This is a genomic window from Pseudomonas marginalis (assembly GCF_001645105.1).
Lineage (GTDB): Bacteria > Pseudomonadota > Gammaproteobacteria > Pseudomonadales > Pseudomonadaceae > Aquipseudomonas > Aquipseudomonas petroselini.
This window is the reverse complement of sequence record NZ_LKEG01000038.1, coordinates 81755-95285: the sequence shown is the minus strand read 5'-3', so window position 1 is coordinate 95285 and position 13531 is coordinate 81755. Positions and strand designations below refer to the sequence as shown.

Annotated in this window: 10 protein-coding genes; 2 read left to right on the top strand and 8 right to left on the bottom strand. The window is 60.1% G+C overall.

Features of this window, described 5'->3' with window-relative positions:
* Positions 1–65: 65 nt before the first annotated feature.
* A complete protein-coding gene (locus tag AO064_RS13945) occupies positions 66–248 on the bottom strand; it encodes a hypothetical protein (RefSeq protein ID WP_064053716.1) in 183 nt (60 codons plus the stop codon).
* Between the two features lie 366 nt (positions 249–614).
* Positions 615–926, bottom strand: coding sequence for an Mpo1-like protein (locus AO064_RS13940; protein ID WP_064053715.1), 312 nt, complete (start codon positions 924–926; stop codon positions 615–617).
* A gap of 160 nt (positions 927–1086) precedes the next feature.
* On the opposite strand from AO064_RS13940, the gene AO064_RS13935 reads away from it, so the two are divergent.
* Positions 1087–2145, top strand: a complete 1059-nt coding sequence (locus AO064_RS13935; RefSeq protein WP_064053714.1) for an AraC family transcriptional regulator — start codon at positions 1087–1089, stop codon at positions 2143–2145.
* On the opposite strand, the gene AO064_RS13930 is transcribed toward AO064_RS13935, so the two are convergent.
* Positions 2102–3556, bottom strand: a complete 1455-nt coding sequence (locus AO064_RS13930) for a TrkH family potassium uptake protein (protein ID WP_015885566.1) — start codon at positions 3554–3556, stop codon at positions 2102–2104. The genes AO064_RS13935 and AO064_RS13930 overlap by 44 nt on opposite strands.
* Before the next feature lie 154 nt (positions 3557–3710).
* Here AO064_RS13930 and AO064_RS13925 point away from each other — a divergent pair, with 154 nt between their 5' ends.
* Complete coding sequence (locus tag AO064_RS13925) at positions 3711–7961, top strand: dermonecrotic toxin domain-containing protein (protein ID WP_064053713.1); 4251 nt, start codon at positions 3711–3713, stop codon at positions 7959–7961.
* Positions 7962–8023: 62 nt separating this feature from the next.
* Here the strand turns inward: AO064_RS13925 and AO064_RS13920 are convergent, their stop codons facing one another.
* The 5 genes from AO064_RS13920 to AO064_RS13900 all read right to left on the bottom strand — a co-directional run bounded on the left by AO064_RS13920 (position 8024) and on the right by AO064_RS13900 (position 13526).
* Positions 8024–9367, bottom strand: a complete 1344-nt coding sequence (locus AO064_RS13920) for an imelysin family protein (protein WP_064053733.1) — start codon at positions 9365–9367, stop codon at positions 8024–8026.
* A gap of 184 nt (positions 9368–9551) precedes the next feature.
* Positions 9552–11603, bottom strand: coding sequence for a putative bifunctional diguanylate cyclase/phosphodiesterase (locus AO064_RS13915; protein WP_064053712.1), 2052 nt, complete (start codon positions 11601–11603; stop codon positions 9552–9554).
* 207 nt (positions 11604–11810) lie between these two features.
* A complete protein-coding gene (locus AO064_RS13910; RefSeq protein WP_043205811.1) occupies positions 11811–11999 on the bottom strand; it encodes a hypothetical protein in 189 nt (62 codons plus the stop codon).
* 152 nt (positions 12000–12151) lie between these two features.
* Positions 12152–12748: a superoxide dismutase gene (locus tag AO064_RS13905; RefSeq protein ID WP_017125974.1), complete on the bottom strand. Its 597-nt coding sequence runs from the start codon at positions 12746–12748 to the stop codon at positions 12152–12154.
* Between the two features lie 178 nt (positions 12749–12926).
* Positions 12927–13526 carry a LysE/ArgO family amino acid transporter gene (locus tag AO064_RS13900; RefSeq protein WP_064053711.1) on the bottom strand — a complete coding sequence of 200 codons (600 nt, stop codon included), beginning with the start codon at positions 13524–13526 and terminating at the stop codon, positions 12927–12929.
* Positions 13527–13531 lie beyond the last annotated feature (5 nt).

The following is a 13531-nucleotide window of genomic DNA, read 5'->3' as shown; positions in this document are numbered from 1 at the left end:
TAATGATACCGGTGGTTTGCCCCGCGCAGGGCGGTAAACCGCAAAAATCTCAGATCAAAAAGACCTCAGGCTTGTGCAGGGGCCAGCAATTGGGTGGTGACCAGGGCGGCCAGGGCATTTTCCTGGGTGCCGAAGCGCTTGAGCAGCACGGCCTGTTTGTCTGCGCTGAGGCGGTTCCAGATCTCGACCATCTGCAGGGCAGCATCGAGTAAGGCGGTGTCCGGGGTATTGGGGAGGTTGTCGGTCATGATGGGTATCTCGATTTATTCAGGCAGTGTGGAAAGCGCTCAAAGGTGCGCTTTCCACACGGTCTGGTACGGCGTCAGTCCTGGCTTTCGCGCTCGACTGGTTTTGCTTCTTTGGCCTCAGGCTGTTTGTCACTGGCCTGTTGCGGGGTTGGCTGCTCTGTAGGGTGCAGGCTTGGGAAGGGGAGATTAGGTATCTCGTGCATCGTCGTCGCTCCTCGCAAAGTCTGTTTTTTCAATCGCAGGTGATTCCGCGCTCTCAAAAAGCCTTGGCAGGATACAGCACTCTAAATGACAAATAGACTTTTATATCGCCGGATTTACGTAAGCTCATCGTTCAAGCGCAAGTGACATGGGGTCACACCCGCTTTAAAACGGCACCTTGCCGAGAATCATGTCGCGGTACATCACAAAGTCCCCCAGCAGGCTGTAGAACGGGTGCTGAAAGGTCGCGGGGCGGTTTTTTTCGAAGAAGAAGTGGCCGATCCAGGCAAAGCTGTAGCCGGCAATCGGCAAGGCAATCAGCAAGCCCAAAGAACCTTTGCCAATGGCATACGCCAGGATACCGATCACCAGCGTCGTGCCAATAAAATGCAGGCGCCGGCAGGTGCTGTTGGCGTGCTCGCTCAGGTAATAGGGGTAGAACTCGGCGAAGCTATTGAAACGTCTCACATTTTCCACGGCGACCGGCCCTTTGATTATTGTTCCGCCGAACAGATGTTCGGCGGGGAGCTTATTTGAGTCTAGAGTGATCAGTAGTAACAGCCAGTGACAATAGATGCCACTTTAGTATCCTTGGCTTCCTGGCTGCTGTTTGAGCCTGCTTTATTAAGAAGACGCCATGAGCGAACGAACAACTTCTGCAAGCTGGGCGATGGGGATAGTCAAGGCATTGGAAATGGACGGCCTGGATTGCCGTGCCTTGTTCAAGCAACTCGGCTTGGACTACGCCGCCCTTGACGATCCCGATGCGCGGTTCCCGCAAGACTCCATGACGCGTCTGTGGCAACGGGCGGTGGAGCTGTCGGGTAACCCTGCGATTGGCCTGAACATGGGCAAGGTCGTGCGCCCGGCGTCGTTTCATGTGGCCGGCTACGCACTGATGTCCAGCAACACGCTGGCGGAAGGCTTTATGCGCCTGGTGCGCTACCAGCGGATCATCGCCGAAAGTGCCGACCTGAGTTTCCGACTGATCCCCGAAGGTTATGCGCTGATTCTGACGGTGCACGGTGATCACTTGCCCCCCACCCGGCAGAGCGCCGAAGCCTCACTGGCCTGTGCCTTGGCGCTGTGTGGGTGGTTGACCGGCCGTACCCTGCAACCACGCAAGGTGGTGTTGCAAGGCGATCAACCGGCGGACCTCACCCCCTATAAACAAGCGTTCCATGCCCCCCTGGAATTCAACGCGCCCTATGACGCGCTGATTTTCGAACGGGCGGATATGGACGCGCCACTGCCCACGGCCAACGAGGCCATGGCGCTGCTGCACGATCGATTTGCCGGTGAATACCTGGCGCGCTTCTCGGAAAGCCGCGTGACTCACAAGGCGCGCCAGGTGTTGTGCCGCTTGTTGCCCCAGGGCGAGCCTAAGCGAGAGGTGGTCGCCCAGACGTTGCACCTGTCCCAGCGCACCTTGCAGCGGCGTTTGCAGGAAGAGGGCACCAGTTTCCAGACGTTGCTCGACGACACCCGTCGCGAGCTGGCCGAGCAGTACCTGGCGCAGCCGAGCATGACCCTGCTGGAAATTGCCTACCTGCTGGGCTTCGCTGATCCGAGCAACTTTTTCCGCGCGTTTCGTCGCTGGTTCGATGCCACGCCCGGCGAATACCGGGCGCGGTTGCTGGAAGCGTCGACCGTCAGTGACGCCAAAACGCCGGAATGCACAGAACAAAGACTGTAATGATCTCCAGCCGGCCCAACAGCATGCCGAGCGACAGGATCCATTTGGCCGCATCCGGCAGGCTGGCGAAGTTGCCCGCCGGGCCGATGGTTTCGCCCAGGCCCGGGCCCACGCCGGACACTGTACTCGCGGCGCCGGTCAAGGCGGTCATCCAGTCCAGGCCCAGCAGCGACAGGGCGAGGGCAATGGCGCAGATGGTGATGGCGAAGAAAAACGAAAAGGTCAGGATCGAACGCACGATCTCTTCGTCGAGACGGTGGCCGTTGTACTTCTGCTTGATCACCGCGCGCGGGTGAATCAGCTGGTTCAAGTTGGCCTTGAGCAGGATATACGCGACCTGGAAACGGAAGATCTTGATCCCGCCCGCCGTAGAGCCCGAGCAACCCCCGATGAACCCCAGGTAGAAAAACAGCATCAGTGAGAAGTTGCCCCACAGGCTGTAGTCCCCCAGCGCAAAACCCGTGGTGGTCACCACCGACGTGACATTCAGTGCCACGTGACGCAGGGCCTCCAGCCAGTGCAGGTTGGTGGTCCACCAATACCAGGTGCCAAGCACCAGCCAGGTCACCAGCAACAAACCGAGCAAGCCCTGTACTTGCTGATCCTTGATCAGTGCCTTGCGATTGCCACGCAAGGTCGCCACGTACAGCGTGAACGGCAAGCTGCCGAGGATCATCACCACCACCGCCACCCAGTGCACGGCGGGTTGTTTCCAGTGCGCCAGGGATTCATCGGAGGTGGAGAAGCCGCCGGTGGAAATCGCCGACATCGCATGGTTGATCGCATCGAACAGGCCCATCCCGGCCCACCAGAACGCCAGGCTGCCGAGGATGGTGATGCCCACGTAGGCCGCCACGATCAGGCGCGCCACCATGTGCGAGCGGGGCATGACTTTTTCCGAGCGGTCCGAGGATTCGGTCTGGAACAGGCGCATGCCACCAATGCGCAGCAGCGGCAGGATCGCCACCGCCATACCGATAAAACCGATGCCGCCCAGCCAGTGCAGCAGCGAGCGCCACATCAGGATGCCCGGCGACATGGTGTCCAGCCCGCTCAACACGGTGGAGCCGGTGGCGGTGATGCCGGACATGCTTTCAAAAAACGAGTCGGTGTAGCTGATGTGTTGGGTCAGCAGAAACGGCAGCGCGGCAAAGATGCACACCACCACCCAGCTGGTAACGGTCAGCAGGTACATGTCCCGCGGGCGCAGGTGCACATGTTCCGGGCGACCGGGAATCACCAGGGCCAAGCCGGCAATGAAGGTGATCATGCTGGCCCACAGGAACGAGGGCAGGTCACTGGTGCGTTCGAAGATCACCAGGGTTGCCATGGGCACGACCATGGCGATCGCGAGGGTGATCAGGAAGATGCCGATGATGAAACCGATGATGCGTAGGGTCGGCAACGCCATGAAGTTCGCTCGAGGTAGGGCAGAGGCGCCATTCTACCTGGGGTGTGGGGCAAGTAAACCGGAGCGGACATTGGCTTGGCGAGTAGCTATGTAATGCCCCCGTCCCGGCCTGCAGCGGCACGATGGCGTACCTCCTATTTTCGAGATATACGCCATGCCGCATGACCGGTTATCACCGACGCCGCTGATCAGTCGCCTGACGCTGCGCGACACCCCCTTACAGGCCAGCCTGCGCCAGAAGCTGGTTGCACTGAATATCGAACTGTTCGAGTTGCTCCAGCGGCAACCGACGTTTCACGCCCTGGTGCAGCAGGCCTTTGACCACGCATTCCCTGACCGCAAACCGCTGCTGGACATAGACCAAGGGGTTATCCAGTACGATGAGCAAGAGACACGGGCCATCGGCACACCTCTCTCTGAAAACAGCGAACCGGTGCCCGAGGAAGCCCTGGTGCCGAGGTTGAACCTCATGGAAGCGGTGGTGCAGCGCATGGTTGCCAACCAGGCTTCGGGCTACGCCAGCCGGCCTGTCAGTTTCCATGCGCGCTTGACCGCTGAAGGGGCGTGGGAGCCTGTTACCGGGCTCACACCGAGCGCTTTCGATCGTTTCCTCGACCAATTTGCCGATGGTTTTTCAGGGCGTTATCAGCAATCCCAGCAAGCCTTCCTGGCCTTGGCGCATGGGCCGACTGAGGCGCACACCATCAAGCAGCAGTTGATTAAAACGCGAACCGAGCAATTGAGCACCGAGCTCGCCCTGCTCAGCGCCGAAAACCTGCTCAGTGCGACGGCGCAGGCGCTGTTCGCCAAAGTGCTGAAATACCCGGACGCCCTGGCGCGTCAGGCGTTGGGCAGCTATCGACCGTGTGTCTATGGGATCGCTTTGAAGGCTGGGGATACCGACGATATCCCGCTGCATGGGGCCTTTATCTTGACCGCCCGGGACCCGCAAGATACCCGCGTGGGCTGGCAAAGCGATGTTCAGGTGCCTCAGGTTCGACCCATTGAACCGGCGGCGAACGTCGGCACGGTGGTGATGTTCACTCCCGGCGCAGGCCTTGAAGAGTTTGCCTCGTTGAGTGACCTTGACCGCGAGCTGCATCGGCGGCTCAGCCATGGCGTGGCGTTCTCCCGCATCCTGGCGATGGTGGCGCAAGACCAGCAATCGCTGGCGCTGGCGCGGTGCCGGGAAGGTCATGAACGGGGCCAGTTCAAGTACCTTGAACGACTGGACTCCCCGTTCGATTACGCTATCGAATCCCAATACCTGCACCTTCAACAGAACGTTGCCGCGACCCTTGCGCGCTATCAAACCTTGGGTTTGCAGGCGGACAGCACGTATTTGCCGCAGAGTTTGGACGAGGTAATGGACCTGACGCGGGCATTCGATGGCGCGGGTGCACGCTTCGCCAGTCTGGAAAAACGCGGGCAGGCGCAGATCAAGGCCTTTCTCAGTGCCGCCAGTCAAAACGACAAAGACGCGTGGAGCACCGCCAGCGCGCAATATTACGAACAGTTGGCGAACCTGCTGGCGGCGGACGGCTTGCCTTCCTGGGCGCAATTCAGCGACAAGAGCAAACTGCTGGCTTACGCCAATCAGCAACTGCGCCGGGTGCTGGTGGCCGAATACGGTCTGGATATCAACCCAGATCATATTCTCGTGCACACCCAGGAAGCTTATGTCCCTCCCAGCGTGATAGTCCCAGGCGCGCCCGGCCACTCCATCAGAGAACCCGGCACGCCGTTGTATAAAAGCCGCAGCCGATCACTGACCCAACTGGCCCTGGAAAACGTCGGTGGCCTGGATCTCAATTTCATCAATTTCTCGCGGTTGACCGAAAAAACCGAAGACCTCGACAAGCCCGACGAAGCGCTGCGACCGGAGGACTTCAAGACAGCTAAGGTTTATGAAGGACTGACCGTGGAACAGGTCAGGGATCTGGTGCGCGGTGTGAATGTGGGCGGGACCTATGGGGCGCTGTTGCGTGAGCGGCTGATCACGTCCCCGCAAGCGTTGGCGCAGAAAAAAACCTATGTCCAAGTAATGGCGCATCAACTGCGGCTGGATGCCATTGAGGCCAGGATTGCCGGCGATTTCTTGCCGGATCGATTTGAACGTGGCTTCAACTGGGTGCGCGTCGTGCTTGATGAGCCGATTGATAGCGACCAGCGCGAGCGCGTAGAAGGCCATCGCATACTGGTGGAGTACTTGAAGCTGCGCGGCCAGCGGGTGCGCGGGGTATGGATGCTGCGCACCGCCAGCGCCGGCGGCGGCTCGGTAGTGGTCTATACACCGCAGGCACCGACTGGGCGGGTGTTTCATGAGTACCCGGATGAAACCCTGATAAGGGATTTCGTCCACAGCAGCTCCTGGCGCGAATACCTGGTGAGCCGTGTTGAGCGCGCGTTCCAGCCGCAAGTACGCGCCGTGTTGAGGGGGCGAGGTGACACCTCGATGGTTCATTTCGGCAGAATCGACAATAACTTCATGGAGGACGCCTATGAGGTTGACGCCAACTTCGTGATCAACGATGCCCAGGCCTTATCCACGAGCACTCATCAAACCAATGTGGAAACCGCACTGACGGTTGCCACCACGGCGTTCGATATTGCCTCCATGGTGTTGCCCATCAAGATCATGTTGCCTATTGGCTTGGCCAGGAGTCTGTTTTCGGTGTTCAACGGGGTCGAATCGGCGAACCTGGGAGACCGTACGGCGGCAGCGAACCACTTTGTGCGGGCGTTTGGAGAGCTGGTGGGGGCGCTGGTGGATGGGGCCATCGGCAGCCGGTCGGCTGGCGTCAATCGCAGCAAGACGATTGGGCAATTGAACCCGCATATGGCGCTGGCGAAAAAGCCGGACGGCGTACTGCCTCTGAGGGGGTGGGAAGGCAAGGGGGTTTACTTCACGACCTCCAAAGACGGCTCGAGGGTGTATTTCATCAACCAGCATCAGCACTGGTACTCGATCCTTGATGACGGCGCAGAGCAGGCGTGGCGGATCAGGGATGTACGCAAACCGCCGCAATACTATTACGACCCCGTTCGACTGGATGCCAGTGGGACATGGCACATAGGTTCGCACCCAGGCAAAGGCTTGAAGGGCGGTCAGCCGCCGCACCGGGCGCTCATGGAGGTTTATCCGTTCTTCGACGAGGCGCAGGCTTGGCGGGTGCTTGACTCGTTCAACTTTCCGCGGGGACAGGAAATCCCATTTGGGTTGGACCTGGTTTATCACTTGAGAAGCGGTGTCGCCCTTGACCCCTTCCACCCGTACCTCACGATCACGCCAGAACGGTTGGCGTCGCGCTTGCGTGGCGGTGACAGCCCTGGACGGATGCCTCAAGCGCTTACGGTCGACGCTGACCGTGCGCCCTTACCTCGACCGTCTCCTGACAGGCTCCCCCATGAACGGTTTGTCGAGTGGGGGCAGACCATCGACGCTGCCGAACTGAACGTGTTGAACGCCGAGAGGGACATTGTCCGCAGAATACCGGGCAATGCGAGCCACGCGACGGGTGACTACATCAGGATCGATGAACGCTGTTACCCGATCCTGCCGATCGGGGGCGATGTGCAACGTAGCGTCGCCTATATGCGTAATCCCAATCTGGTACTTGATAGCTTTGACCAGTTTGAGCACATGTTGAGGACCGACCTGTTCAACCAACCCAGGCTCACCCGGTTTTATAGAGGGGTTAATCGGTGGATCAACCAGATTGAATTGCCGTTTCGGCGCACGATATCTGCCTATGTAGCCGGCGCATTTCCCATGCTGCATGAGACCAGTCAGCTACAAGTCGCCAGGGCACTGTTCAGGCGGGCTAACCCGTCAGGGTTGACGGCCTGGGGCTATCGCGTCTTGCAGGTCACTCTGAATGACTGGGTCCAGTGGCCATCGTCGTCCATGGCAAAGTTTGGCGACCCGTTGTTGCTGCTCCCTATAATCGGCAGAACCGGGCGTGGTTGGCACCTGGGGGAATCGTCGGGGTTCTTCGGCCATCTGCGGTTTCGTACCGATCCTGTGGCGCTGCTGTTACACAACACGTTGACGTCGGGCACCGAGGGCACGTTGCGGGCGCTGATGATTGAGGTGTTGACGCGCAGTCGTTATCAGATACTCGAGGGTTACAACGTCGTTGGCGAGTTACTGTTTACGCGACCGGGGCGTGACACGGTGTATTGGATGTCGTTGCGACGAGCGCAGGGGAACTGGGTCGACGAAGGTGTCAATGTGCAACCCCGCGTACAAGCGATGCAGCCTGACACACGCAACCTCGTGGCCCGGGCGCGGGTGAGCAACAATTTCGTGATTTTGGTCGGAGGGGTTCGGTCGTCTGTCGACGGCGGCGAGGTCAGTCTCTTCATCTTCCGCGCTCGAGCCCTTCCGGGTCTCAGTGCATAAAAAAATGCCCCGAGGTGTACCTCGGGGCATTTTTACCGACGTTGAGCGTGAACCTGTGTGGATCAGAACTCGTGATCAGCGTTGTCCGGGTTCAAGTCGCTGATGCCCAGTTTACCCGCGGCCGCTTCGATCGAGCCGGTCTGCTTGACCAGCGCAGCGATCGCATCACGCACGATCTGATTGCCCGCATCGTTACCGGCAGCGATCAGTTGGTCGTAGTGCTCGCCCTTGTTGGCGTGATCAACCATGACCTGGATCTTCGCTTCGGTCGCTGCCAGGTCCGCTTTCAGCGCGGTATCGGCAGCCGGGTCGGCCTTGGCCACCAGGGACGACAGGCTGGCGCCGGTCAGCTTGGTACCGTCGGCGCGGGTGTACTCGCCCAGGTAGACGTTACGGATGCCCTTGGCGTCGTAGAAGTGCGAGTTGTGGGTGTTGTCGCTGAAGCAGTCCTGTTCGTCTTCCGGCGAGTTGGCTTCCAGGGAAACCTTCATGCGCTCACCGGCCAGCTCGCCCAGGGACAGGCTACCCATGCCGAACAGCATTTTGCGCAGGCCGTCGGTGGCAGGTTCTGCCTCCAGGGTGGCGCGGTAGTTGTCTTCGACGTTAGGTTTCCAGTTGCCGACCATTTCTTCGAGGTCGCTGACCAGCAGTTGGGTGACCGCGCGCAGGTAGGTGCGGCGACGCTCGTTGTGGCCGCCCGTGGCGCCGTCGCCGGTCAGGTAGTCCGACGCAGGACGGTTGCCCGCGCCTGGGCCGGTGCCGTTCAGGTCCTGGCCCCACAGCAGGAATTCGATGGCGTGGTAGCCGGTGGCGACGTTGGCTTCGGAACCGCCCAGCTCATTGAGGCTGGCGAGTTTTTCCGGGGTGATGTCCTTCACGTCGACCTTGTCTTCGCCGACCTGGATCTCGTTATTGGCGATGATGTTGGCAGTCGCGCCTGGGTTACCCAGGGCATGTTCGTAGGACTTGTCGACGTAGTCGATCAGGCCTTCGTCCAGCGGCCATGCGTTCACCTGGCCTTCCCAGTCGTCGATGATGGTGTTGCCGAAGCGGAACACTTCGCTCTGCAGGTACGGCACGCGGGCGGCGATCCAGGCAGTGCGTGCGGCTTTCAGGGTTTCGTCGTTCGGCTTGGCGAGGAAGGCGTCGATTGCGGTTTGCAGGGTTTTCGCGGTGGACTCGGCATCGCTGTAGACCGCAAACACCATGTCAGCGTAATGCGCGACCACAGCCTTGGCGGCCGCTTCGTCGACCTGGCCGGCAGGCGTGGCAGCCGCTGGAGCGGTAGTGCTGGCGGCCGGGGTCGGCGCCTGGTTTGCTGCGGGCTTGTCTTTACCTTCGCCGCAACCGGCGAGAGAAATGGCAATGGCCAGCAGACTGGCGGTGGCCAGGGGCATACGAATCATGGCGAACATCCTGCTTCGGTTGTTGAGGGGGCGCGCGGAGGCGCGCAAAAACTGCGACATAATGCGAAAGATTTGCATTTTGTGTAAAGGGTTATACGCGGGAAATATTCAGTATCGTGTTTAGGGCAAGTCCCCATGCTCTCCAGTCAAGCGAGAAGACTGACCCTGTGGCGGCGTTGCCACGTCAGAGAATCGCTGCGTTATTGCGTTCAGACTGCTTCAGAAAAGCCGCCAACTCCCGGGCCTGCAAGGGTTTGCTGTAGTGGTAGCCCTGACCTTCATGGCAACCCTCGGAGATGATGTAGGCCTCCTGCTCAGCGGTTTCCACGCCTTCGGCGATGACCTGCATGCCCAGGCTTTTGCCCAGTTGGATAATCGCGCGCACGATGGTGGCATCGTCATCATCGTCCAACAGGTCCTGGACGAAGCTCTTGTCGATCTTGATTTTGTCCAGCGGCAGGCTTTTCAGGTAACTGAGGGATGAATAGCCGGTGCCGAAGTCATCAATCGCGATCAACGCGCCCGAGCGGCGAAGGCTCAGCAGGTGCTGGGCAGCGGTGCTGATGTCTTCCATCAGGCCGGTTTCAGTGACTTCCAGTTCCAGGCTACGCGGCGGCAGGCGGTAGATCTGCATGAGGTTGTTGACCACCCGAGGTAGCTCGGTGTGGTGCAACTGCACGGTGGACAGGTTGACGGCCATGCGCAGGTCGGTGAAGCCTTGGTCGTGCCATTCGCGCAATTGCCGGCAGGCCTGGTCCAGCACCCATTCGCCAATGGGAATAATGGTGCCGTTTTGTTCCGCGAGCGGAATGAACAAATCCGGTGGTACCAGGCCGTGCTCCGGGTGCTGCCAGCGCAGCAGCGCTTCTACGCCGACCACCCGATTATCGCGGTAGCTGATCTGCGGCTGGTATACCAAATGGAACTGGTTGCGGCCCAGTGCCTCCCGCAGGTCTTTTTCCAGTTCGCGGCGCCGACGCATTTCGCTGTCGACGCTGGCGATATAGAACTGATAGCGGTTGCGCGAACGGGTCTTGGCCAGGGTCATGGTCTGTTCGGCTTTTTGCAGGAGCTTTTCGGTGCTGTCGCCGTCTTCCGGAAACAAGGTGATGCCGATGGTGGCGCGTAGGCGGATACCCTCGTGGTCGAGGGCGAACTCCGCTTCCAGGTCGTCGAGGATGCTCTGTGCCAGCTCGGCGGCCTCGTAAGGCTGGTCGATATCGGCCTGGACCAGGGCGAACTGGTCGCCACCCAGTCGGGCCAGGGCGCCGAGGCGGCCGCTGTGGGCGCGTAGACGGTCGGCCAGGGCCAGCAGCAGTTTGTCACCGGCCTGGTAGGTAAACTGTTCGTTGACGCTTTTGAAATCATCCAGCCCCACACACAGCACCGCCACGCGCCGTTGCCGGCGTCCGGCGTCGGTGAGGATCTTGTCCAGTTGCTCCTGCAGTTTCTGGCGGTTCGGCAGGCCAGTCAGGAAATCATACTGAGCCATGCGCAGCAGGCTGCTTTCGGCTTCATGGCGCAAGTGGGTATTACGTTCGATGGATTCGAGCAACTGGTTGGCGGTATTGATCCACAGCCCCAACTCGTTGCGCTCGTGCCCCTTGAGCTGTGGGATCTTGTGTTCGCTGGGGCGGTCCGGGTTGATCGAGGTCAGGTGCTCGATAATCCGCGACAACGGCTTGGTCAGCAGCCAGTGATAGACCAGGTACAGCACCAGGCCCAGGGCCAGGGCGCGCAGCACGCCGGAAATAAAGATGATCACCGAGTTGACAATAAAACCCTGGCCATAAGTGGCGGTGTCGAGCGTGATACTCAGGTCACCGTAATACTCGCTGTAGGGGCCTTTGCCCACCAGAGGCGTTTTAAAGGTGCGTTCCCGGCCAAGAATCAGGTCGGTCAACCAGCGGCTGGGGGCTTGCTGCAATGCGCGGCTTTTCTCAGCCAGCATGGTTTCGTTGGGATGGCCGATGGACGCAATACGCACGGCATCATCCTGGAACAGCCCCTCAATGACCTGCATGCCCATCTCGCGGTCCAGGCTGTAGACGGCCTGGGTCGAAGGGTCGCGAAACATGTCGAGGATGCGCTGGGCATCGCTGGCCACGGCCTGGCGCGTCTTGTAAGCATCGAAAACGATCTGCGCCACGCTCAGCGCAACGCCTACGATCAATGCCGACAGCAGCACAACCCGTAGCAACTTCACCGACAAGCTGTTCTTGAGTTCCAGCTTCAAAGGGGCATTCCTTGTCTCATGCGGGTGGCCTTCAATATGCCATGAGTATTGGCAATCCCGTGAGGCCAGTCAAAGGAACATTAGGGCTGGAGACGTCTTGGCGGTGGGGAGGGGGGAAAAACCAGATAAAACGGCGGATTTGCTCCGCCGCCTGGGGGGCTCGGCGTACGAGTGGTCAGGCGAATGCCTTTCCTACCGTGGCCGCTGTTATTGATAGGCTGAAATCTCGATCTTTGGCGGCGCCGGCGGCATCATGTCCTCGCCTGGTTTGCTGGGAGGGCTGGCAGCAGCGCCATCACCGCCACCGCCACCCGCCCCGCCGGCGAGGCCTTTCATAAGTCCGGTGATGAGTTGCATCGCCATCTGTCCGCCTGCTTTTCCGATTTCTTCCATCATTGATTCTCCAGAAGCGTGTGGGAGGGTTATTCCTCTCACCGGATGGGTGGCAGTTTCCCTTCCGCGGGTTCCACGATTCTGGGCAGGTCGACGTTGTGGAACACCCACAAAAAAGCCCGGCAATGCCGGGCTCTTTCTACTGCAAGCGTTGCTTAGGCAGTGAAGGTCTTGCCTTCGAACTGCTCAGCCACGAACTTCCAGTTGACCAGGTTCCAAAACGCTTCCACATACTTTGGACGCACGTTGCGGTAGTCGATGTAGTAAGCGTGTTCCCACACGTCGCAGGTCAGCAGCGGGGTGTCGCCGCTGGTCAGCGGGTTGCCGGCGCCGATGGTGCTGGCCAGGGCCAGGGAACCGTCAGCCTTTTTCACCAGCCAGCCCCAACCGGAACCGAAGGTGCCGACGGACGTCTTGGTGAACTCTTCCTTGAACTTGTCGAACGAACCGAACGCAGCGTTGATGGCTTCAGCCAGCGCGCCGGTGGGTTGACCGCCGGCGTTTGGCGCCAGGCAGTTCCAGTAGAAGGTGTGGTTCCAGACCTGAGCGGCGTTGTTGAAGATACCGCCCGAAGAGGATTTGACGATCTCTTCCAGGGTCTTGCCTTCGAACTCGGTGCCTGGGACCAGGTTGTTCAGGTTCACGACATAGGTGTTGTGGTGCTTGTCGTGGTGGAATTCCAAGGTTTCCTTGGAGATGTGCGGCTGCAGGGCATCGTGTGCGTAGGGCAGCGGCGGCAATTCGAAAGCCATGATGATTCTCCTAATCAGGTCAGTTGCGGTGAGCGCAAGGCCGATCACGGGCGGCCAAACAAGCGCCGGGGAGTTTGTACTCTTTGCGGCGCAGGGTCCGGATCATAGCACCGGGGGTGCGGCAAAACCACGCAACAACTGTGTGGGATAGAGGTTCCAGAGCGTTTTGGAATATTCATCAACCGCTGATCAATTGATAGGCCACGCTGAACATCATCACCGCCACCAACAGGTCCAGCAGACGCCAGGTGGTAGGGCGTGCCAGCCAGGGTGCCAGCCACGCCGCGCCGAGCGCCAGGGTGGAGAACCACAGCAACGAAGCGCTGGCGGCACCGGCCACATAGGCACCGGGCTCGGTTTGTTGGGCGCCGAGCGAGCCAATCAGCAACACGGTGTCCAGGTACACGTGAGGGTTGAGCAACGTGACGGCCAACGCGCTCAGCAGCACCGCACGCAGTGAGCGCACCTTGAGATTATCCGCCTGGTCCAGGCTCTGTTTCGAACAGGCCCGGCGCAGTGCGCACGTCCCGTACCAGAGCAGAAACGCCGCGCCACCCCAACGTGCGACCGCCAGCAGCACCGGGCTTTGCGCCAGCACCGTCGCCAAGCCGAACACCCCGGCAGCCACCAGCAGTGCATCGCACACCACGCACAGCGCCGCCACGGGCAAATGATGTTCACGGCGCAGGCTTTGCGCCAATACAAAAGCATTCTGGGTGCCGATGGCCATGATCAGGCCGAGGGCTACCAGCAGACCGTTCAGATAACTCTGCCACATAGGAT